The 23,899-nt window shown below is 38.2% G+C and carries 17 protein-coding genes and 6 pseudogenes; 6 read left to right on the top strand and 17 right to left on the bottom strand.

Translation table 11 applies throughout. The annotated features are described in order from the left end of the window. The 3 pseudogenes from IRT38_RS09470 to IRT38_RS09460 all read right to left on the bottom strand — a co-directional run. Positions 1 to 350: pseudogene (locus IRT38_RS09470) on the bottom strand (CbbBc protein); the annotation flags it as partial. A 222-nt stretch (positions 351 to 572) separates the two neighbouring features. Further along, a pseudogene (locus IRT38_RS09465) lies at positions 573 to 1,572 on the bottom strand (putative solute-binding protein). A 22-nt stretch (positions 1,573 to 1,594) separates the two neighbouring features. Beyond that, positions 1,595 to 2,422 (bottom strand): annotated as a pseudogene (locus IRT38_RS09460) (metal-dependent hydrolase). A gap of 103 nt (positions 2,423 to 2,525) precedes the next feature. Between IRT38_RS09460 and IRT38_RS09455 the strand changes: the two are divergent. Next, a pseudogene (locus IRT38_RS09455) lies at positions 2,526 to 3,362 on the top strand (helix-turn-helix domain-containing protein). 79 nt (positions 3,363 to 3,441) lie between these two features. Here the strand turns inward: IRT38_RS09455 and IRT38_RS09450 are convergent. Together IRT38_RS09450 and IRT38_RS09445 are read right to left on the bottom strand one after the other, a co-directional pair. Beyond that, entirely contained in the window at positions 3,442 to 3,615 is a 174-nt protein-coding gene (locus IRT38_RS09450; protein ID WP_146751479.1) for a cbb3-type cytochrome oxidase assembly protein, read from the bottom strand. 44 nt (positions 3,616 to 3,659) lie between these two features. Then, on the bottom strand, positions 3,660 to 4,478 hold the full coding sequence (locus IRT38_RS09445) for a hypothetical protein (protein WP_194597539.1): 819 nt from the start codon (positions 4,476 to 4,478) through the stop codon (positions 3,660 to 3,662). 230 nt (positions 4,479 to 4,708) lie between these two features. Here IRT38_RS09445 and IRT38_RS09440 point away from each other — a divergent pair, with 230 nt between their 5' ends. Beyond that, a complete protein-coding gene (locus tag IRT38_RS09440; RefSeq protein WP_194597538.1) occupies positions 4,709 to 6,121 on the top strand; it encodes a PLP-dependent aminotransferase family protein in 1,413 nt (470 codons plus the stop codon). On the opposite strand, the gene IRT38_RS09435 is transcribed toward IRT38_RS09440, so the two are convergent. Then, entirely contained in the window at positions 6,118 to 7,182 is a 1,065-nt protein-coding gene (locus tag IRT38_RS09435; protein ID WP_194597537.1) for an AraC family transcriptional regulator, read from the bottom strand. The genes IRT38_RS09440 and IRT38_RS09435 overlap by 4 nt on opposite strands. Before the next feature lie 117 nt (positions 7,183 to 7,299). Between IRT38_RS09435 and IRT38_RS09430 the strand changes: the two genes are divergently transcribed. Beyond that, complete coding sequence (locus IRT38_RS09430; RefSeq protein ID WP_194597536.1) at positions 7,300 to 8,016, top strand: enoyl-CoA hydratase/isomerase family protein; 717 nt, start codon at positions 7,300 to 7,302, stop codon at positions 8,014 to 8,016. 37 nt (positions 8,017 to 8,053) lie between these two features. Next, on the top strand, positions 8,054 to 8,881 hold the full coding sequence (locus IRT38_RS09425) for an SDR family oxidoreductase (protein ID WP_194597535.1): 828 nt from the start codon (positions 8,054 to 8,056) through the stop codon (positions 8,879 to 8,881). A gap of 64 nt (positions 8,882 to 8,945) precedes the next feature. Here IRT38_RS09425 and IRT38_RS09420 read toward each other — a convergent pair whose 3' ends face one another. From IRT38_RS09420 to IRT38_RS09380, 9 genes and pseudogenes are all read right to left on the bottom strand, one after another. Next, positions 8,946 to 10,217 (bottom strand): Glu/Leu/Phe/Val family dehydrogenase, encoded by a 1,272-nt coding sequence (locus IRT38_RS09420; RefSeq protein ID WP_004959222.1) that lies wholly within the window; start codon positions 10,215 to 10,217, stop codon positions 8,946 to 8,948. 48 nt (positions 10,218 to 10,265) lie between these two features. Next, positions 10,266 to 11,186 carry a formimidoylglutamase gene (gene hutG, locus IRT38_RS09415; protein WP_194597534.1) on the bottom strand — a complete coding sequence of 307 codons (921 nt, stop codon included), beginning with the start codon at positions 11,184 to 11,186 and terminating at the stop codon, positions 10,266 to 10,268. Between the two features lie 30 nt (positions 11,187 to 11,216). After that, positions 11,217 to 12,422, bottom strand: coding sequence for an imidazolonepropionase (gene hutI, locus IRT38_RS09410; RefSeq protein WP_194597533.1), 1,206 nt, complete (start codon positions 12,420 to 12,422; stop codon positions 11,217 to 11,219). Positions 12,423 to 12,473: 51 nt separating this feature from the next. Continuing rightward, positions 12,474 to 13,886, bottom strand: coding sequence for an amino acid permease (locus tag IRT38_RS09405; protein ID WP_194597532.1), 1,413 nt, complete (start codon positions 13,884 to 13,886; stop codon positions 12,474 to 12,476). A gap of 64 nt (positions 13,887 to 13,950) precedes the next feature. Next, positions 13,951 to 15,489 carry a histidine ammonia-lyase gene (gene hutH / locus IRT38_RS09400; RefSeq protein WP_194597531.1) on the bottom strand — a complete coding sequence of 513 codons (1,539 nt, stop codon included), beginning with the start codon at positions 15,487 to 15,489 and terminating at the stop codon, positions 13,951 to 13,953. An 84-nt stretch (positions 15,490 to 15,573) separates the two neighbouring features. Beyond that, positions 15,574 to 17,242: pseudogene (hutU, locus tag IRT38_RS09395) on the bottom strand (urocanate hydratase). A 248-nt stretch (positions 17,243 to 17,490) separates the two neighbouring features. After that, on the bottom strand, positions 17,491 to 18,072 hold the full coding sequence (locus IRT38_RS09390; protein WP_194597530.1) for a HutD family protein: 582 nt from the start codon (positions 18,070 to 18,072) through the stop codon (positions 17,491 to 17,493). Next, complete coding sequence (gene hutC / locus IRT38_RS09385; RefSeq protein WP_194597529.1) at positions 18,069 to 18,821, bottom strand: histidine utilization repressor; 753 nt, start codon at positions 18,819 to 18,821, stop codon at positions 18,069 to 18,071. The genes IRT38_RS09390 and hutC overlap by 4 nt, the downstream gene beginning before the upstream one ends. Positions 18,822 to 18,969: 148 nt before the next feature. Next, entirely contained in the window at positions 18,970 to 20,025 is a 1,056-nt protein-coding gene (locus IRT38_RS09380) for an aromatic ring-hydroxylating oxygenase subunit alpha (RefSeq protein ID WP_194597528.1), read from the bottom strand. 173 nt (positions 20,026 to 20,198) lie between these two features. Here IRT38_RS09380 and IRT38_RS09375 point away from each other — a divergent pair. Both IRT38_RS09375 and puuE read left to right on the top strand, forming a co-directional pair. After that, positions 20,199 to 21,128 (top strand): annotated as a pseudogene (locus tag IRT38_RS09375) (LysR family transcriptional regulator). Positions 21,129 to 21,260: 132 nt separating this feature from the next. Beyond that, entirely contained in the window at positions 21,261 to 22,214 is a 954-nt protein-coding gene (gene puuE / locus IRT38_RS09370; protein WP_194597527.1) for an allantoinase PuuE, read from the top strand. 139 nt (positions 22,215 to 22,353) lie between these two features. Here the strand turns inward: puuE and IRT38_RS09365 are convergent, their stop codons facing one another. Further along, a complete protein-coding gene (locus IRT38_RS09365; protein ID WP_194597526.1) occupies positions 22,354 to 23,067 on the bottom strand; it encodes a hypothetical protein in 714 nt (237 codons plus the stop codon). A gap of 121 nt (positions 23,068 to 23,188) precedes the next feature. Continuing rightward, positions 23,189 to 23,695, bottom strand: coding sequence for an ureidoglycolate lyase (locus tag IRT38_RS09360; RefSeq protein ID WP_194597525.1), 507 nt, complete (start codon positions 23,693 to 23,695; stop codon positions 23,189 to 23,191). Positions 23,696 to 23,899: the final 204 nt, after the last annotated feature.

Below are 23,899 nucleotides of genomic sequence, written 5' to 3'. Positions count from 1 at the left end.
AAATAAAAATCACTCTGCTCAGATAACCAACTCACAGTATGTTTTGCAAAAAATTCTGGTGTCACTGTTTTACTAGTTGCCTCAAAAGCAACAGCCTTTGCACCATTTTCACAAAAGTTAAAGGCATGAGTATCTTTTTTTTCAGGCCATGCACAACCTGGACAATCAAAGCCTGTCGGCTGATTAATGTTTAATAGTGTGATTGAACCTTTTTTTAGAACATCTTGACGTTTTAGGTTACGTGCAACGCTAAGCAATGCACCCCAACCTCCCGCGGGTTGAGTATATGGCTCTATACGCGCATAACCTTGATTTTCTTGCTTGTGGATGTTTTGTTCTGAATTATCCATTTTGCCCTCATTTGAGCTTTTTTTTGTATATTGGAGATAGAATTATCACGAATTGAGATTCTTTTCTATTTATGATTTGTCGGATTCAGTTTGTTTTATTCTAATTTATGCATAGAAAAGCCTACTTTCTGTAGGCTTTTTTTAAAGTAGATTCAAAAATTCTTATTATTCTTGAATCCTCTAGAGACTATCAGCTACCACATGAATAATTAGTAGTTGTAATTATTCCCCACTCAAAGAACATTCAAAATTTGTACGTTCCACCGTACAACGGGCACGCTTTAGTACACTCATCATCGTACGGTCATATACGCCTAATTTAGTCAGTTCGATGCGTCCATCGCGCAACATTTGCTGATAACGGCGTTTATCATCAGCTGATAAGCTACGTTTATATTTTGTCGGTATTTCCGACTCCAAACGAGCAATATTCGTAAAATTCTTATTCAACTGTTGAGTTGCCCAAGCTCGTGATTTGAGCCCAAAGCCTTGAGGAAATTTGTTCGGTCGAATAATAATATCACCCGTTAAATTGACCACGGGGAAGTTAAACATCGCCCCATTTGCACTAATACCTTTTTCAATTTCTAAAGGTTTATATGCATAAGCAGGTGCAGCAATCACATCGACTTGATTTTGATTAAACTTTTTTGCAAAGTCTGAAATTTCAGATGGCACACCAACCAATTGCAAACGCTCTACAATCATCTTTTGTGCTTGATCATAATGTAAGTAAGCAAACTTTTTCCCTTTACCCTTTTCGATCGTATCAATATTTTTTATCCCGTACAAAAACATAAGCTAGTCCAATTTGGACAATCACCGCAACCTCATACTTATCGCCATCCATTTCTGTAACTAGGCGATTTTTATTACGAGGATCAAGTACATAAGTAATTGCTTTTTTGGCAATCGAATTATTCGGTACGGCACCCAGCGCATCGATTGAACCTGCGAATTTATTATATTTACGTGCTCGCATGGAGGTCATGGAAACTCCATCACATTTCCCAGCATCAAAATCATTTTGCGCTTTGGCTTCATCTTGATAAGGGATGAGATTCATATCCACTTTCCAAGCTTTGGCTGCCAATGCCCACTCCTCGACGGTTTTATATGATTCTCCTGCTTTACCCTGCAAATCAAACACACAAATATCTATTTTTGCTTGTACTGATTGAAAGCCCAACATCAAGGCAATCAATAGAAATCCTTTTCTCATTTTATTTCCTATTGAATTTCAGTTAATTCATTAACTTTTTATTGTTTGCGGAATTCATTTCATTTTTTAAAATTCCGTACTCACCAAATAACTTTTCTCTCCACTCATTCAACAACTGATCAGTGTCATGCTGACTTGGATGAAAATTAGGTTTAAAGAAATCTAATAATTGTGGAACGATTCCCTGAAACATACCGCCACGTCCCCAAAAATGCTTAATACCACGCCAATTTTTGGTAATCGAAAATAATCGTTTGTCATGAGCCAATAAACGTCCATGAAACCACAAGAACATGAATGCCAAAGTGAAGGTCGTTGGAATCATCATTAGGCTGCGCTCAAGATAGTGCCCTCCAATTTGTTGATACACATCAAAAGCCACTGTTTTGTGTTCATTTTCTTCTAAGGCATGCCACAACCATATTTTTAAAATTTCTGAATCAGCCAAGCGATGCATATGATCAGCTTTCAAACAATACTCAGCAATGATAGCCGTGTAATGCTCTAAACAAACGGTGATCGCTATTTGCAGTCGATGTGGAGCGTATTCTTATATTAAGGACAATAAATTTCCTACATCTCGGTCCAAATGATCCATTGGATAGCCTTATGCAGCAAAGAACTTATTAAATGAAACATGCTCTTTACTATGCATAGCCTCTTGACCAATAAACCCTGCAATTTGAGCTTTTAAAATATCACCTTGTACTTGGTTGCGATAATGTCGCACTGACTCAACGAAAAAAGATTCTTCTTTTGGAAATAGTGCAGAAAATGCAGCCCAAAAAGTTGTCATATAAGCATCATTGGCATAGCCATTGATCGGTGCCTTAGAAAAATCAAAATCCATACGTCGTGGTGGAATATTGACCTGAGCGCCAAGTGGTTTTCTACTGCTTTGTTTTTGAACTGTATCTAAATGCGCCATCACTTTTCACCCTCTAACCAAGAAACTGCTATTTTTCCTAGAAAAAACTTGTGACAATAGTTCAGAATTTGCTTTTGGTTTTTATTTAGGTATGCAGATGACTGTGACTTGCCATGGACTAATCGGTTTTGCAGCACTGGCAGCTCAAGATGTACATGATGCCTTAAAAATAGCTCAAGAGTTTATTGCGCTACAGTCAACCATACATAAAATTAAATTAAACACTGATGATGAGTTTGCGTATCTATATTTTGAACAAACCACACCATATCAATACGATGAGGTGATTCAAACTGCTTTATTACTTGGTTTCGTACAAATGGGGCAAGCAATATCAGGTCATAAACTAACAGGTTTTGCTGATGTGCAATTTGAGCGTCCAGTCTATTTTGAAGAACTCTTACACTTGTTGCCAGGAGAGGTTCGATTTAATCAATCTTCAACCCGACTGGTTTTTAACAAACAAATTTTAGAGATTCCACTACCAACTGCTGATCCAATCACTGCTCGTCTAATGCGAGAACAATGCAAAACTCAATTACGCAATTTAATTAAACACTAAACCTTTAGCAGTCTTGTTCAAGACTTGGTTTACGATGAAGTCTTAGGAATCAGCTCAACCACGGAGATCTGTGAGAAACTTCAAATTTAAGAACGTACCATGCAAAGAAAACTCGCAGATGAACAAACGAACTTTAGAGATATTGTGGAGCAAGTCCGCTGCAACAAAGCAATCATGCTGTTAAGAAATCATAATCTAACCTTAAACTACCTTTCAGATCATTTAGGCTATACCAACATCACTAATTTCTCGCGCGCATTCAAAAGATGGACAGGCAAGTCTCCTCGCCGATATTCATAATTCGTCTAAAAAAAGCTTACTGTTGGACACAATGTCAACAGTAAGCTTGAGAAAATATAAGTGATTTAGCATTCTAAGTTTATTCAGTTGATGAATGTGCTGGTTGAATCTTTTGAATATTCTGCTTCTGTTGTGACGGCATATAATCTGGTTGGTTACTGACCGCAAGGAAGAAGAAAACTAAAAATAAGCAACCAAGTAAAATACTGATACCAACTGTTAAGTATGGAAACTTTGATTGTTGCTGAGACATATTGTCTACTCCTATTCAAATACAAATATTCAGTTCTAAAATCTTTAAATTATAGATAAAGTTTTATAACTTGATCCATTTTGGATATGGGTCTGCATGTATTCGGCATAGACTGATAATTTTTCAAAAATATGTTCCGAATAAAACATGTCTTCAATCAAATGAGCTGCCTGTACTTCACTAAGTTGACTTATTTGTGCAATAAGTTTTGCGTTTAAAGATGAAAACAATGTACAAATATTTCGATGGAAATCATCTTTGTTTTTAAACAACAATTTCCGAGTATTTAACATTTCATCCTTTACAATACTTTCTTCACAAACTGTCTGAATGACACTAATCTTTACGCTTAAGAAATCCTGCAACTGTTGAAGTTGGTGATGATTCATCGCTGATGATGTGATCAAAAAAATTTGCGAAATATCTGATCGACAGAGTGCTTTAACCAAGTTTCTAAATAGAAAGTCTTCTTGGTTTTTGGGTTGATCGACAACATCTACATAAACTTTCAGACTTTGCAGCAAATCTATGACATTCAACTTCACTCTTGTTTCTGCCTGATAATATTGATTTAATATCTTTAAAATCGAAGATGAATTGAGCGTGGTATAAATCACAGGCTGATTTATATTGGCAAGCACAAACGGCGCAAATAAATATGCTAGATTTTGGTCATTCTCATAAATTTGAGTTTGCACAATGTAAGTCACTTTCTCTTTAGCAAAATTTCTTAAGACTTTTGCTCTTAATAAAGTCGCTTCAAGATTCACATATTCAAGTTGTAATTCTTCCTTAATCAGTGATGAAGGCATACTGTCTTCAAAAACTGCTGTCATCGCATTAAGTTCTTTGGTCACAAACATCGAATACGCCCTGTCAAATCGAAACATTCTTTAGAACCCAATAAACTCAAATTTTGTGTTTGGAGTTTTAATCGTTCATGGTGTTATTTTGAGCGTTACTTCAAGTATTGAATAGCTACAGAGCATGCTTAAAAAAATATAACAGATGATTCAATTGGACTAAATCTGTTATAAAATCCTGATAGATTTTCTTTAAAATAAAAGCAGATATAATTAGGGCTGCAAACTTCATGTATAAGTCTGAACAGTTAGCGCACAATCTAAAATTACTGATCGAAAATGGCACTTGGAAGGCACATAGCAGACTTCCATCTCTACGTGAGCAAGTACAACGTTCAGGTTTTAGCTTGATCACTGTGATGAATGCTTACCAAGAATTAGAGGCACAAGGATTAATTTATTCAAAAGAAAAATCTGGTTATTTTGTTGCTGAGCAAGTATCGACCCAAATTCCACAAACACACTCAATTGTTGCATTGAATCCCAAAATTGAAATTAACTCTCTGGTATTTAAATATCTAAAATCGATCCAATCTAAACATGTCAGTCCGCTAGGTTCGGCATTTCCTGATAGTCAGTTGCTCTATCCACCCAAGCTGATTCAAATCATGGGACAACTCTCCCGTAACCGACATAGTTACGACCAAACCACCAATCTTCCACCTGGGAATTTGGAACTTCGGAAACTGATCGCCCAACGTTATTGTATGCAAGGTATTCCAACCGATGCGGATGATATTGTTATCACCTCTGGAGGGTTGGAAGCACTCAATCTGTCTTTGCAAGCGATCACACAACCCGGTGATTATATTTTATTGCAGCAAACCATTTTTTATGGCGCTTGGCAGGCAGCCGAACGTTTAGGATTGAAAGTCATTACACTTCCTGAACATCCACAGCATGGTTTTGATATTGAAGCTTTTGAACAAGTAATTAAGACGTATCCAATCAAAGTCTGCTGGTTTATGCTCAATGCACACAATCCAATAGGCTTTACAGTCAGCGATGAAATCAAATTTAAAATTGCTCAACTTTTGCACGAACATCAAATTCATTTAATTGAAGATGATGTCTATGAAGAATTGTTTTATGGCAGTCAGAAACCACTTCCAATGAAGTATTTTGATCAACAAAATTTGGTATTGCACTGCTCTTCTTTCTCGAAAACTTTAGGTTCTGGTTTTCGTATGGGCTGGGTCTATGCGGGTAAATTCTCAGAGCACATCCAACATTTACAACTGATGAGCACGATTTCTGCAAATGCACTCATCCAAAATGCCCTAGTTGAATTTTTAGCCCATCATCATTACGAAAAGCATTTAAGAACGCTTAGACGCTCATTAGAAAAGAATAAAAAACAATTTTTCCAATATCTAAAACAACATTTACCAGAAAACTGCAAGGTATATAACTATCCAAGTGGTTATTTTCTTTGGATTCAATTGCCTGAAAAAGTCAGCAGCATGCAAATCTATGAACAACTGATTCAACAACAGATTGGTATAGCACCCAGTCCGCTATTTAATGTATTGCCTTCACATCAACACTTTATTCGAATGAATTGTTCTTTTGAATGGACTGAAAAAATTCAACATGCCGTGGATCAATTTATTCTAGCTATTGAGAAAGAAATCTCAATTTAACTAGATTTGGCTACGCTACGCTTTCGATATTGGCTTGGTGTTTCTCCAAAGGTCTTTTTAAAAGCACGGATAAAATTGGTCGCTTCTTCATAACCAACAATACTTGCAATATCTTGGATGCTATATTGTTTGTGTTGCAGCATTTTTTTAGCCTCCGTAAATCGCACATCAGCTAGAATCTGTAAGAAAGTCGTCCCTTGCGCCTGTAAATGTCTTTTTAGAGTTCGTTCAGACATATTCAAACGTACAGCAATCATGGGCAATGTGGGATAACCATTGCTTGAGTTATACAATAATTCTGAGCGAATACTTTTCTGTAAATCCCTTATATTTTCTTTAACTAACCGCCATTTATCATTTTCACAATACAAAAGTGCCTGCTGAAAAGAAACTTGATCAGCATTTTTATTTTTGCAGTTAAGGAAGAATTTAGGAAAACGAAGCCCATTTCTTTTTTGACTAAAATGTATCTTAACTTTTGAAAGCTCAATACACTGGTAATCATTGCTTTCTTCCCAATCAAGAAAGACTTCACTCTGCTCAATCAGCTCTTTTGAAAATAAACTTAAAAAATGAATTGCTCCAAAGATCAAACATTCAACTAGAAAAGATCGTAATTGCGCTGATTGTTGCTCATCACCAAATCTAACAGGATGTACATCATCTAAATAGACATACACAAAATCCTGATCAACAGTCCACTCAGGTGTGAAATTTTGAATCCGAGTACAGAAATATTGCTGACAGAGTGTCAAAGCAGTTTCAACATCAGCACAACTTAAAAATGCAAAGCCCAATGCCCCATGTGAAGTAGGACGAAGTTTGAGTCCATACTCAATACCCAAGCGATGATTACCTGTGAGTTGTAATGCATTCACCACCAGCTTAGACCACTGATGAGCACTCATTTTGGCATCAGCATGTTTCATAGCTGATAGAACCAACCCAGTATTATATAAAACAGTTTGATTCTCGATGCCATATGCTTCAGTAATTTCTAATAATACATGAGCATAAGAAACAGAAATGTTTTCTTGAAACAGCCCAAAAGGATCACGCATAGCACATCCAATGTCCTAAAATGATCATTAATATGGCATAGTCTACCCTATTGGGCGAGCAGTTTATTCTGAATAATCAGTCATAGATAAATGAATAAACTTAGAGGAATTGCTTAAATGGCAAGCCTACATCTCGATAAACAACAATCCATTTATGTGCTGACATTAATCAACGGCGATCAGGAAAATGCGCTCAACAAAGACGTTTTAGATGAATATATTTCGGTTTTTGATGAAATTGAAAACGATAAAAATAACGCGAGCCTGATTATTCGAAGTGATCATCACAAAACGTTTTGTAATGGATTAGACCTTGCATGGTTGATGCAACAATCTATCGAAGATAAAAAAGCATTTACTACTCAACTAGAAGATATGTTACTTCGCTTAGCATTATTGAATCTCCCTGTCATTGCAGAAATCAATGGCAATGCTTATGCAGGCGGTGCGATCTTAGCATCAGCTTGTGACTTTAGATTTATGCGGTCAGATAAAGGTCGATTCTGTTTTCCTGAAATAAAACTTACCATTCCTTTTACCGATATCATTGCAGAGATTGTGCAACTGCTACCAAATCAATATGCAACTTGGGAAATGTCGTTAACAGGCAAATCGATGACAGGCATTGAATGTTTACAAGCTCAAGTAGTGAGCCAGATACATTCTGTTGAATCCTTACAGACTGAAACTTTACGATTTGCAGAAGATATGTCACAGAAACATCGCCTGACCTATGCCGTAATTAAACGTCAATTGCGCCATCGAATTGTAGAAATTGCCAAACAACGACAGTTGTATAATCCTGAAAAATTTTCACATCCTTTTATTCTTTAACTTAATTTTTAGCATGAATTAGAAATAGGAAATTACAATGAAAACTATGCAAGGAAGAACTGTTTTTATCACTGGTGGAAGTCGTGGTATTGGTCGATCAATTGCAATAAAGGCTGCCCAAGCAGGTGCGAATGTCGTGATTGCTGCGAAGACTGCTGTCGAAACACCTAAATTATCAGGCACGATATACAGCGTTGCAGAGGAAATTAATGCTGCGGGTGGCAAGGCACTTCCTCTCATTTTGGATGTACGAGATGAGCAACAAATTCATTCTGCTATCAAACAAACAGTTGAAACCTTCGGCGGATTAGATGTGCTCATCAATAATGCAGGCGCAATCGCTCTCACGGGTGTTGAGTCAACTTCACTAAAACAATATGACTTGATCCAGACCATTAATCACAGAGCCACATTTATCTGTGCTCAAACAGCATTGCCCTACTTAAAAAAATCTTCAAACCCACATATTTTGAGTTTGTCTCCACCAGTCAATATGTCACCGAAATGGTTAGGAATGCTTTCTCCCTATGCATTATCTAAATATGGAATGACTATCCTCACGCTAGGTATGGCGGAAGAGTTTCGGCAATATGGAATTTCTTGTAATACCTTGTGGCCAGAAACTTATATCGCGACTGCTGCGGTTTCAAAAAATTTGGGAGAAGAAAATACCCTACAACTAAGTCGCAAACCCGAAATTATGGCAGATGCAGCTTATGCAATTTATACAACTAATCGTGGTGAACTCACAGGACAAAGTTTAACTGATGAGCAAGCGCTTGCAAGAATTGGGATCACTGAACTAGGCGGCTATGCTTGTATTGAAGGAAAGACAGAATTACAAAAAGATTTCTTTTTAGATTAACTTCTAAGACAAAAGCGACCTTAAAACTATGGTCTTAAGGTCGCTTATTGTTATTTCACCCGTATTAACCTGGGAAAATACCACGCTCTTTACGTGCTTTTAAGATACGCTCACAACCAAGAATAAATGCTGCGGTTCTTAGCGTACATACTTTCTCGTTGGCAGTATTCCAAACATCATGGATTGCTTGAATCATCAGCTTATCAAGACGTTCGTTGATCTCTTCTTCTGACCAGAAGTAGCTCGACATATCTTGAACCCATTCAAAGTAAGAAACAGTTACACCACCCGCATTACAGATAACGTCTGGGACAACCGTGATACCACGTTGAACTAGAATATCATCAGCTTCAGGATATGTTGGTCCGTTTGCACCTTCTAAAACCAACTTCGCAGTTAATTTTTGTGCACGTTCAACTGTGATTTGACCTTCTAAAGCTGCTGGAATCAAAATATCCATTTCCACATCCCAGAATGCTTCATCACTGATCGCTTGCGCACCAGCAAAACCGCCCACACCTTGATTTGTTTGAAGATAAACTTTTAACTCTTCAAGGTTAATACCTTCTGGATTATAAATCGTACCTGTATGGTCTTGAATAGTTACGACTTTAGATTTTGACTCAGCGAATAAATACGCAGCTTCACTACCTACGTTACCAAAACCTTGAACTGCGATTTTCGCGCCATCTAGAGGTAATTTGATCTTCTCAGCAACTTGTTGACCTGTGATAAACACACCACGACCCGTTGCTTTGATACGACCTAATGAACCACCTAAATGTACAGGTTTACCTGTTACAACACCTGTCACAGTATGACCTTGACCAGATGAATATGTATCCATGATCCAACCCATGACATTTGGGTTTGTACCTACATCAGGTGCTGGGATATCTTTTTGTGGTCCAATGATGTGACTAATTTCACTGGTATAACGACGTGTCAAACGTTCTAACTCACGAGGTGAAAGTTTACGCGGATCAACACGTACACCACCTTTAGCACCACCAAATGGAAGATTTAAAACTGCAGTTTTAATCGTCATCCACGCAGAGAGTGCCATCACTTCATTTAAGTCAACATCTGGATGAAAACGAATACCACCTTTACCTGGACCACGTGATAAATTGTGTTGAACACGATAGCCTTCAAAGTGCTGGATCGTACCATCATCCATTACAATCGGCACATCCACAATCAAGGCACGTTTAGGGCGCTTCAATGTGTCGATGTAATCTTTTAAATGCTCTAAGTAAGGCGCAACGCGATCGATTTGTTCGAGGTAAGTTGACCATGGACCGTTATTTTGAGAGATATAAGATAAATTAGACATTGTCTATCCTTATAAAAAAAAATAGATGGGTCAGCTCACGCCAAGCCATCAGTCAAAAATGTAGTTAAAAATAATATAAGCGGCTAATTTGGCTGTTCGATTATCCAAATCAAACCGTGGATTGCATTCAGCCACATCGAAAACTCGAATTTTTCCAGATTTCTTTATGGCTTGAAACAATGGATCAAAGACCGAAAGATCAATTCCTTTGACCGAAGGTGCACTCACACCGGGAGCAATGCTGGCACTAAATACATCCAAATCTACTGTAATGTATAACGCGTCAATTTTTTCTATAAAACCGTTAATTTTCGATATCAAATGGTCAATTTCTGAAAGCTGAAGTTGCTGATCGTATATATATTGACAGTTCAGGCGATCTGCCGTGTCAAACAAAGCTTTCGTGTTTGAATGCTTCGCGACACCGATGCACAAATAATGAAATTCTTTTTGATTCTGTTCTGATAATTTTGCAGCATTTAAAAATGGTGTACCTGATGTCACCTGCTCTGCTTCACGCAAATCAAAGTGTGCATCAAAATTAATGATTCCAATTTTTTGCTGCGGCTCATGATGTTGGATGTATTGGAACAGTCCTGAAAAACTTCCAAAAGCAACCTCATGACCACCACCTAGAACAATCGGTTTCATTCCCTGTTGTAAACTTCGTTCAACTTGATCTGCTAACTCAGCTTGTGCCTTTTCTAGTTGACCTTGCTCACATACGACTGTACCAATATCAACAATTGATACAGATTGGTGTACAGGTAAATTTGCCAATTGTGCTCGAATCATATCAGGTGCATCCGCTGCGCCTAAACGACCTTTATTTCGTTTTACACCTTCATCCGAACCAAAACCAATTAAGGCAAATGAAGCATGTTGTGTGGTATTTACCACATGATGGATACGTCGATGTTCTTCACCATCGCCATCATGTCGTCCTTGCCATGTAAATGAATGATTCATATCAAATATCGCTAATTAAAACTGTTTGCACTACACACAAATTTCATTGCCATGCTGAATAATACGTTTAGGCAAATCTCCACCTAGCCAATACACAATCTCAGATGGATGTTCAATTTCCCAAGCAATAAAGTCAGCAACTTTGCCTACTTCTAAACTGCCAAGTGAATCTTGTAGTCCCAAAGCATGTGCAGCATGAAGAGTCACCCCTGCCAATGTTTGTTCAGGTGTTAAGCGAAATAAGGTACTTCCCATGTTCATCATCAAACGTAATGACAATGCTGGAGAAGTTCCAGGATTTAAGTCGCTCGATAAAGCAATACGAACACCATGTTTATGCAAACTCTCTAGTGGAGGAAGTTGTGTTTCCCTCAAGAAATAGAATGCACCGGGTAGTAACACTGCAACGGTTCCTGAAACCGCCATTGCTTTGACATCGTCTTCAGTCATAAATTCCAAATGATCTGCAGACAATGCGTGGTAACGAGCAGCAAGACTAGAACCACCAAGAGAAGACAGTTGTTCAGCATGCAATTTAACTGGGAGATTGAGTGCATGTGCTGTGTTAAATATACGTTCAACTTGTGCAGGTGAAAATGCTAAATACTCACAAAATGCATCGACCGCATCCACGAGTCCTTCTTGATGTAGTTTTGGCAACATTTCTGTACAAATATGATCAACATACGCATCACTTTGATCTTTATATTCAGGAGGTAAAGCGTGCGCTGCTAAGCATGTACTGCGTACAGTCATTGGCAAAATATTTGCAATTTGACGAATCACACGCAACATTTTACGTTCATTCAGATAGTCTAAACCGTATCCTGATTTAATCTCGATGGTGGTAACCCCATCTTTGAGTAAACAGCGAATACGTTTTAGTGCTGAAGCAAGTAACTCGTCTTCGCTCGCTTCACGTGTTGCACGAACAGTACTGGCAATACCACCGCCATTTGCCGCGATCTCAGCATAGCTAACGCCTTGCAAACGCTGCTCAAACTCAACACTACGATTGCCACCGAATACGCTATGGGTATGACAATCAATTAAACCGGGCGTTAACCATGATCCATTTAAATTAATGGTTTCAGCATAATTGTCATTTGGAATATCACTTTCACGACCAATCCAGTGAATGCGATGTCCAGATGTCACTAAAGCAGCATGTTCAATACTGTTGTATTTCCCATCCTGCATAGTAGCGATATGACAGTTTTTCCAAAGCTTTTTCATTTTAGATCCTCTCCCTGTTCAAAAGCTATACGCTCTTGAACAGTTAGGTTATTAGCTTTCCATTTTGAAATTTTGTGGTAAATCCTGATCAACCTTGATCGCATCTTGTTTTGGTTTAACCCAAATGTTGTATGCAATACACAGTAAAACCAACCATGTAATACCGACATATAATGCAGGTCTTGAGTCAGGGAAATAACCCATCATTGCCAAGATAAACAACATGAATGCAATCGCAAATGCAGGAGCATACGGCCACCCAATCACAGGGAAATCTAGTGCTTTAATCTGTTCTTCCGACATCTTACGACGCATCGCAACTTGTGAAAGTAAGATCATCAACCATACCCAAACCGTTGCAAATGTTGCGATTGATGCAATGATAAGGAATACGTTTTCTGGAATTAAATAGTTGAGAAGCACACCGATAAGTAAGACTCCAGCCATAACAACAACAGTCATCCATGGCACACCATTTTTAGAGATTTTTTGAAACACTTGCGGTGCTTGTCCACGACTCGACATACCAAACAGCATACGTCCAGCACCAAATACATCACTATTAATCGCTGATACCGCAGCAGTGATGACGACAATATTCAAAATTGTTGCAGCCGATCCGATTCCTAGATTCTCAAAAATTTGTACAAATGGGCTACCTTGGCTACCTATTTGATTCCAAGGGAAAATCGACATCAAAACAAAAATGGTTAGCACATAAAACAATAAGATACGTACAGGAACAGCGTTGATTGCTTTAGGAATAGAGGTCTTTGGATCTTTAGATTCACCCGCAGTGATCCCAATAATCTCGATACCACCGAAAGCAAATACAACTACAGATAAACAAGCAATCAAACCCGCAATACCATTTGGCATAAAGCCTTCATGAATCCATAAGTTTTGAATACCTGTTGTGAAACCTGCTTGATCGGCATTGAAACCATAAATCATCAGCCCTAAGCCACCCAAAATCATGGCAACAATCGCGGTCACTTTTACGATTGAAAGCCAGAACTCTAGCTCGCCAAAAACTTTGACATGAATGAGGTTAATTGCACCTAAGAACATGATCAGTGACAGAATCCAAATCCATCGAGGAACATCTGGATACCAGAAGCCCATATAGATTCCAAAAGCAGTCACATCAGCCAGCGCAACAATGATCATTTCAAATACATAAGTCCAACCTGTGGTAAAACCTGCAAGTGGTCCAATGTAATGTGAAGCATAGTGACTGAAAGAGCCTGAAACTGGATTTTGAACAGCCATCTCTCCTAATGCGCGCATCACGATATATATTGCGATCCCTGCAACGATATATGCGAGCAAAACAGATGGACCTGCCATTTTAATGGCTGTTGCTGAACCGTAAAAAAGTCCCGTTCCTATCGCTGAACCTAATGCTAAGAAACGGATGTGACGGGTGTTTAATCCCCGCTGTAAAGTGGAGTGTTGTGACATTATTATCTCCAATCCTTGAGGAAATATAGTTAGAGTCGGTCACTCCATGTGACCGTTATCATGATTAGGCGTTTGATAGACTAGGCAAAAGATTTGGGAGGATGAGCTCATTCAAACAGCCACTAGCGAGTAATTCACTTGCCTGTTCAATATCAGGAGCGAAGAAACGATCTTCACTGTAGTAAGGCACTTGGTCGCGCAATACTTTTCGAGTACGTTCAAGTTTTGGAGAGCTTTTTAAACCTTCACGGAAATCAAGCCCCTGACATGCACCTAACCATTCCACTGCGAGAATGCCACGAACGTTATCTGCCATATACCACAAGCGTTTACCTGCATTTGGTGCCATAGAAACATGGTCTTCTTGGTTTGCTGAAGTTGGCAAACTATCTACACTTGCAGGATGTGCTAAAGCTTTGTTGTCACTTGCCAATGCTGCGGCAGTCACTTGAGCGATCATAAATCCAGAATTGACACCACCATTAGCGACTAAAAATGGTGGAAGTTGTGACATATGACGATCCATCATCATCGAAATACGGCGTTCAGAGAGTGAACCGATTTCTGCAATTGCCAGTGCCAAATTATCTGCCGCCATCGCCACAGGCTCAGCATGGAAGTTACCACCTGAGATCACATCGCCTTCAGCTGCGAAAACCAGTGGATTATCTGATACAGCATTTGATTCAATTTCCAATACTTCCGCTGCCTGACGGATTTGAGTCAAACAGGCACCCATCACTTGCGGTTGGCAACGTAATGAATATGGGTCTTGAACTTTGCTGCAATCTTCATGCGAATGTGCAATTTCACTTGAATCAGTGAGTAAGTCACGATAAGCCGCAGCAACATCTATTTGACCACGTTGACCACGCACCTCATGGATACGAGCATCAAATGGCGCACGTGAACCCAACATCGCTTCTACACTTAGACCACCACAAACCGTAGCAGCAGCAAATAAATCTTCTGCTTCAAATAAACCGCGCAGTGCATATGCTGTTGAAACTTGTGTACCATTTAACAGCGCCAAGCCTTCTTTAGCCGCTAGGGAAATTGGTTCTAAGCCAGCAACTTTCAATGCATCAACAGCTGAAAGCCACTCACCTTTATGGCGAGCTTTACCCTCACCTAATAACACTAAAGACATATGTGCTAATGGTGCTAAATCTCCAGATGCACCCACAGATCCTTTAAGTGGGATATGTGGATACACTTCCGCGTTGATCAACGCAAGAATGGCATCAATCACTTTACGGCGAATACCTGAGAAACCACGTGCCAAGCTGTTTGCTTTGAGCAACATGATTAAACGAACCATCGCATCATCTAATGGTTCACCAACACCTGCTGCATGAGAAAGTACTAGTGAACGTTGTAATTTTTCTAAATCTTCAGGCGCAATTTTAGTTGAAGCGAGCAAGCCAAAACCAGTATTGATCCCGTAAGCGGTACGGCCTTCATTCACTATTTTTTCGACACATGCAACACTGGCATTAATGCCTGCGGATGCACTGTCATCAAGTTTGACTTTAATTGGATTTAGGTAGGCATGACGAAGATCTGCTAAGGTAAGTTTGCCGGGTTGAATTAAAAGTTCCATCGTTGGCGTCCTGTTTTGCATTCTATTGTTCGCTTACGATGCTGCTTACACAATTGCAAAAAGCATCGTAATGTTGTTGTCTGTTTACTGTGTAATCATAGGCAAGTTCAAACCTTGCTCTTTAGCGCACTCGATCGCAATGTCATAGCCTGCGTCAGCGTGACGCATCACTCCTGTTGCAGGATCATTGGTTAATACACGAGCAATACGTGCTGCCGCTTCATCTGTACCATCACATACAATCACAACACCTGAATGTTGAGAGAAGCCCATACCAACACCACCACCATGATGTAAAGAAACCCAAGTTGCACCACCTGCTGTATTCAAGAGCGCATTTAATAATGGCCAATCAGATACTGCATCTGAACCATCTTGCATCGCTTCTGTTTCGCGATTCGGACTTGATACTGAACCTGAATCTAAATGGTCACGACCAATGACGATCGGAGCAGAAAGCTCACCACTGCGAACCATTTCATTAAAAGCTAAACCAAGTTTGGCACGTAGACCTAATCCCACCCAACAAATACGCGCTGGTAGACCCTGGAAGCTAATACGTTCACGTGCCATATCCAACCAACGATGCAAATGTTCATCATCAGGGATTAATTCTTTTACTTTTGCATCTGTTTTATAGATATCTTCTGGATCACCTGAAAGTGCAACCCAACGGAATGGACCAACACCACGACAGAACAATGGACGAATATAAGCAGGTACGAAACCAGGGAAATCAAAAGCGTTCGCAACACCTTCTTCTTGTGCCATTTGACGAATGTTGTTGCCATAGTCAAATGTTGGCACACCCATTTTTTGGAAATCAAGCATCGCTTGAACATGCTTTGCCATAGATTGTTTAGCGGCTTTCACCACAACTTCTGGTTCAGTTTTAGCACGCTCACGGTATTCTTCCCATGTCCAACCCACTGGCAAATAACCATTAAGTGGATCATGTGCACTAGTCTGATCACTAACCATATCAGGACGTACACCACGACGAACTAATTCAGGTAAAATTTCTGCTGCATTACCATGCAATGCAATCGAAACAGCTTTACCTTCTTTAGTGTATTTTTCAATACGCGCTAATGCATCATCCAAATCAGTCGCTTGTTCATCAACATAACGTGTGCGCAAACGGAAATCGATGCTGATTTGTTGGCATTCGATATTTAAGGAACATGCACCAGCCAATGTTGCTGCCAATGGTTGAGCTCCGCCCATACCACCTAAACCAGCTGTCAGTACCCAACGACCTGTTAAATCACCGTTATAATGTTGACGACCCGCTTCGACAAAAGTTTCATATGTACCTTGTACGATGCCTTGGCTACCAATGTAGATCCATGAACCTGCTGTCATTTGACCGTACATTGCCAAACCTTTTGCATCTAGCTCATTGAAGTGTTCCCAATTCGCCCAATGTGGAACTAAATTCGAGTTTGCAATCAAAACACGTGGCGCATCTTTATGGGTTTTGAATACACCAACAGGTTTACCTGATTGAACCAACAAGGTTTCATCCGCTTCTAAGTTTTTTTAAAGTTTCAACAATTTTATCAAAGCATTCCCAGTTACGTGCAGCACGACCGATCCCACCATATACAACGAGTTCTTTTGGATTTTCTGCCACATCAGGGTCAAGATTATTCATTAGCATGCGTAACGGCGCTTCAGTTAACCAACTTTTTGCATTCAGTTGTGTACCACGTGGTGCGCGAATTTCTACGTCACGAAATTTTGTTGTCATTGTAGTCACAATCGGACTCCTTCCTTTGAGATTTGAACCGCAAATTAAACTGCTTTTAACGTATAGCAATGTATTAACTTGTATATACATCTATATACTACACAAATCTTTTATCTTGAAAAGATGCATTTCATTCCATTTATGAAAATAAATTTTAAACACATGAAATAAATTGATTTATTTTTATTAAGACCATAAAAAACCCATACAACTAAAAATTGTATGGGTTTCAAAAAAGTGTTAATTATTTAAATTTTTGTGAGTCGAATCGCACAAACTTGTTTTTTATCCTGCTTACCAAAAGAAATACTTTTCAAGTAATTCCGATCTTTTATGATTAAACTTTCTTGATGCTCCAGATAGAAAATAGATTCATTTATTTTAATTTCTAAAGGTTCTAAACTTTGATTAAAAACAAAAAATAAATCAGCAGAACTCTTTATTTCAGAAGCAGCAGACTCGAACATCCATTCATAATCTGCATGAAATTTTTTAGCATCATATATCAGATTAAAGTCTCGAATCTTTCCATTGGGCAATTCATAACTAACCTGACTGTCTCCACTGAACTTTATCGATTCCAGATATTGTAAATGCTTCACTTGATGATCAATATTCAGCAAAATATCTTGACCTTCCAAAACCGTCAAATAGCGTTGCATACCATCAAATTTGGAAAACGAACCAGACGTTTTGACGTCCGCCATGGAAATACGCCAATCAAATAACTCAAGGCTACTCCCTTCACTCCGAGCAAGTTCAATTGTATAGCCTGCACCATTTTTCCACAACATGCGTTTATAATCTGCTGAGCTTAGATGCTGAATCATTGCGTAAATTTACCTTCTAAATAATAACGACTGCCTGGATAAATCAAACGTGCACTAGAAATCAGTTGTTTATTTGACCATGTACGACGGCGAATCAATAGGCAAGGTTCTGTCTTATTAATCTTCAACCATTTACATTCTTGAGCCGAAGCTAAAATCGCTGTAACCACATGCTCACCCTCAGTCACAGGTGCTTTTGACATCAAATATGCATTTGGTGTAATCGCTGTGAAATCTTGTGCTAAGTAGTCTGGTATCAGCACTGGATCAACTAAACGATCTTCTATTTGTACAGGCACGTCATTTTCATAATGCACAATAATCGAATGAAATAGCTTTTGCCCTTCACGCACCTGCATTAATAGGCTTTGTTCTGTGTTGGCTTGAATTTGTTCCAACACCAATACTTCTGCACGATGTTTATGATTTCGAGCGATAATCTCTTCGGCAATATTATTCACATGAAATAAAGCTGTGCGTCCTTGTCCTTCTGCAACAAATGAACCTACACCTTGTATGCGTACTAGCAAGCCCTCACTGGTCAACTCACGCAACGCACGATTAACTGTCATACGACTACAACCAAGCAAGTTGACTAATTCACTCTCGGATGGAATCTTTTTATTGACTGTCCATGTGCCTTCGTAGATTTTCTGTGAAATCATTTGTTTCACACGCAAATACAAAGGTACAGGACTGTCTTCCCCGAGTGATAAATCCAAATCAGTTTGCTTGGATGTTCTTGACATTGACTAAAACTCATACACAATACTTAGAGCTATTGTATATAGTTTATCGCCAATTTGTATATACAAGCTTATACAATTAAACGTCTAAAATTAAATTAATGTTGAATTTCATTTGCTTGATTTTTCAAAATTCTAAACTTGTATAAGCCTAAACTGTATAGCGCTTACTCAAACCCCAATCTGCCAATATACGGCGATACATGGTCGAAGAACGATCCGCTTCAAAATGTGCTTCCATTGTAATATCTACAGGTAATTCTTCAGGTTTTTGAGACTCTACCATCTCTTGATCTTCTGCAAAAATTTGTGCATTAAAGTCATAAACAGCTTGCAAATCCCCAGTGGTATCAAAGTTACGTGTCAGTGGTACAAACAATCGAGTTTTGTTATGTGAGATTGGGCAACAAGCATTTAAAATCTTTAACACACCATCATTCGGAAAATGAATCGTCAATACAGCTGAGAATGGTGGATAAACATCAAAAATCCGCTCCCAAAGGAAATCATCAGACGCTAAATGTTGCATCCCATGCGGGTAATTACTGACGTTACTGACATATTCCGTATGTAACCCATAATCGGTGCGTTCAGTTAAATATTTCGGAACAACTGGATTTTCACGGTCAGCAAACGCTTCATGATGCACCCAAGCAAAATGTGCCACATCAATAAAGCCCTCTAATTGACGACCACTCGAACCTGCAATGTCCACATATGGAGGTAGAATTCCTTGGTGTTCTTCTGTATCCCATGTATCCAGTACTGGGAAATTTGCCAAGCTTTCATCTCTGCCTAAAATACTCGTCCATACCAAACCATATTTTATAACTACTGGAAATTTGGTTAAGGAAAAACGATCAGAAATTTTGGTTAAATCAGGCTGCGCAGGAATTTTTGTGCATTTACCTTGCTCATTGAAATGCAAACCATGATAAGGACAAATAATCGTTTCGCCTTCAACCCAACCCTTGCTTAACGGTACACCTCGATGTGGACAAATATCACGAACTAAATGAATGTTGCCTGACTCAGTTTTATAAATTGCCATATTCAGATCAAGCAACGTGACTTGCTGTGGCTTAGTCGTTACATCTTCAACTCGTGCTACGGGATACCAATGTTGAGCCAATATGTGCCAATCCTGATCGTCAAACTGACTGTGACAAGGTTTATTTGGAAGATTGATTGAAGGAATTGCATTCATGTTTTGTTCTCTTTCTACTAAAGATCACGGATCTATATGGCTTAAATGCAGTGTGGAACAGAACATTTTTTTCGTCTATTAGAATGAATTTGATCATTCATTCTAAAAATTAGAACAGAAACGGCACTAAAATTGCTTTTGTATAAATACTTATTTTATAAAACGTACAAGTAATGGCATTACCCTTTTCTCGCTTCGCTGAATATTTTATTGCAGTCGCCAAAACAGGTAGTTTAAGAAAAGCAGCAGATCAGCTTTTTATTTCAGTATCAGCGGTACATCGTCAGATCGTTTTGGCTGAAGAAGAGCTTGGTGTAGCTCTATTTGAACGTCTGCCGAATGGCTTAAAACCGACCTTGGCTGGTGAGTTGCTATATGCAGATTTACGAAGTTGGCAAAAAGACTTTCAAATGACATAAAAACGCTTGAATGAAATCCAAGGCTTACAGCGTGGTTCAATTGATTTTGGCGTAATTTCCGCGCTCAGTGAAAGTTTTGTTACAGATGTGATTCAATCCATTCATCAAGATTATCCTTGGATTAATTTCAATATTCGCGTGTTAGATAGCGACTATGTTGCTGATCTCGTAATTAATGCAGAACTCGATTTTGGTTTAATTCTCAATCCAAAACATCAGCATCAATTGCAAGTCAGCGCTTTTATTGAAATGCCACTCGGTTTTGTCATTCCCAAACAACATCCCTTAGCAAATAAAGAAAAAATCTATTTCTCGGATACACTGGAATTCAACCATATCATCGCTGCAGCACCGTTGATTATTCATGATCATGTCATGGCCTTATATAAGAAGCATGATTTTAATCCACCCCATCAAATTGAATGCAACGATATTCGTATGATGCTGTCATTTCTTAGAAATAATCTAGGCATTGGTATCATGGGTTATCTAGATGCCTATGCTTTTATTGAAAATGGTGAATTTGAGTTCAGAACGATTCACGAAAATGGACTACATCCGATTACCCTTGCCTTGTGTGTTGCACCAAAACGGCAACTCTCACGAATATCACAAATTATGATGAATCAAATCATTGAACACATGGAAGCACTAAAATTGCGCATGATTGAGATTATCCAGTAAATAAATTCGATTAACGCACCAAAATAAAAAAACACAAACATTTGATTTATATTGCTTTATAATTTTAAACCCAAGCAATTCATCAAGTAATTTAATGAGAAGTTTCACATTTCCATCTTCTTAGGCAAACCCATGACACCCATAGATCAAACTAGCCATGTCACCCATGATTATCCTCGAGATATGCTAGGTTATGCCAATCATCCTCCACATGCTCAGTGGCCAAATAAAGCCAAAATAGCCGTTCAGTTTGTCTTGAATTATGAAGAAGGTGGAGAAAGACACATTTTGCATGGTGATGATGGTTCAGAGCAGTTCCTCTCTGAAATCAGTGGGGCTGATAGTTATCCTGCTCGTCATCTTTCGATGGATTCCATCTACGAATATGGTTCACGCGTTGGTTTCTGGCGCATTCATCAAGAGTTTGCCAAACGTCATTTACCTATGACGATTTTTGCTGTTGCGATAGCATTACAAAGAAATCCTTTAGTGGTTGAAGCAATCAAACAAAATCACTATGACGTTGTTTCGCATGGTTTACGTTGGATACATTATCAAAATGTAGATATTGAAACTGAGAAAGCACATATGGCTGAAGCCATGCAAATTTTAAAAGATTTATTTGGGAAATATCCAACAGGTTGGTATACAGGGCGTGATAGCCCCAATACGCGTCAACTCTTGGCTGATTATGATCAGATTCAATATGACAGTGATTATTATGGAGATGATCTACCTTTTTGGACAACACTATCGAAAGAGAATGGTGAAACTCGTCCACATCTCATTATTCCATATACGCTTGATACGAATGATATGAAGTTCGCTTCACCAACAGGTTTTAATCGTAGTGAAGATTTTTTTGAGTATTTAAAAGATGCTTTTGATGTGTTGTATGCTGAAGGAACGACTTCACCGAAAATGCTATCAATCGGGATGCATTGTCGAATTCTAGGTCGCCCTGCCCGTTTCAAAGCATTACAGCGCTTTTTGGATTATGTGCAAAATCATGATCGGGTATGGATTTGTACTCGTCAACAGATTACGGAACATTGGTATAAATATCATCCTCTGGAGAGGTTATAGGCTTATACGCCAAAAGACTTTTCTCTAATTACATTAAGCCATCTAAAAAGATTTAACCGTTATTTATTGATAATTTGAGATATATACACTAAAAATTTAGTTACATGAATCATGTGAATTTTAAGCTTTCAGAATTAGTCTAATTTTTTCTTTTACCTCTTCTCTTTAGCTTTGCTTCTGTCTTCTGAGTAAGAATAATTTTTCCTGAGCCTAACCCTCTAACAAAGTAATTAATTAGATAAATAATCAAAAATAAAAAATAAAATATTGGAAAAATCAAAAGTAGATTAAGACAAGACTCCCAAATTAACACTCCAATTCTAAAATTATAACTCAATTGAATTAAAGCACCTCGATGACTACCATCATGTAATGTAATATTTTCAAAAGCAACAAAATGATAAAGTGCAAGAAAGAAACAACCTACAAAGATTAATGAAACAATAATTTCTTTTATTATAGGTTTTTCAAGAAATGGATACTTTTTGGAAGACTCAAATTCAATCTGAAAAAACTTACTAAAGAAGAACACTTGAAATTCATCGTTTATTCCAATTTTTTTATAAAATACAAAACAAAAGTAACAGCTAAAAACAAGCAAAATAAAAGTAGTATAAACACTTGAAAGAATAGTAAAAAATGGCAATGGACCTTCTGTTCCGATGATAACAAGCATCTCATCAGTAATATAGCGATAAATATCGTATTGCCATTGGTTTTTAGGATATGCAGGAAATAAAACTAGTGGTGGGATAAATAAAATAAATAAAAGAATGAATAATATTTTATTCTGCTTTTTTTGTTTAGTTTGTTGCTCAAGTGCTTCAGGAGATACATAACGGTTTTTAGACATATAAAATTAATAGTTCTGTTGTTCTATACATATTTTCAATGCACTAAGAATAACAAAAAAGATGAATTAAAAAAATCAATAAAAAATTACGCTAGAAATACCCAGAATCCATTTCTCTTAATCATGATTCAACAACCCATCGTGATACAACCAAAGGATGAACATCACAATTTTGTCCACCTCCAATACGATCCACCACTACAAAATCACTTTTAGCTTCTAAGGTAATTAATGGATGATGCCAAGCCCCTTGATGATAGGTAACCCCCTGCTTACCATTACTTAAAAAAGCAAAGATTTGCTGTTCATCTGGTTGTAAGTGATTCAAAGGTAGCGCTACGATGATGATAAATTTTTGTTGTTGTAATGGAATGAAGGATTGTGAACCGTGAGGATGACGTTCAAGCATGTCTATTTTAAACGGAATCCCTGTTGCGCATAAATTATGAAAAATACTCATACCAACAGCGGTATTATCGCCACTAATTTGAGCAACTGATAATGCATGATAGCGCTGAGTTAAACCTTGGTTAATCGCAAAAAAATCATGATTTTCTTTTTCAATCACATCACCAAAAGCGGAGAAACTCTCTTGAGTTAAAGGCTGAATTTGGATGTTTTTTCTCATATATTGAACTTCACTTTATTTTAGCAGAACGAAACTTCGTAGATTATTCTTTTCTAATCCAATGCATAATGAACATTTGCTATCGAGCTAGGCGGCATGGATGCCGCCCGTTAGGCTGTCTTGCGCTGCAACCCAAGCAGTACTTTGGTTTTGCTCAGGATGTGCCATCAGCCTAACAAAAGATTTTTGTTACTTTTGATCTTT

Origin of the sequence: Acinetobacter sp. SK-43 (assembly GCF_015351505.1) — a bacterium.
Classification (GTDB): Bacteria; Pseudomonadota; Gammaproteobacteria; order Pseudomonadales; family Moraxellaceae; genus Acinetobacter; species Acinetobacter junii.
Note: the sequence above shows the minus strand (reverse complement) of the source record. Positions and strands in the feature narration are given on the sequence as shown.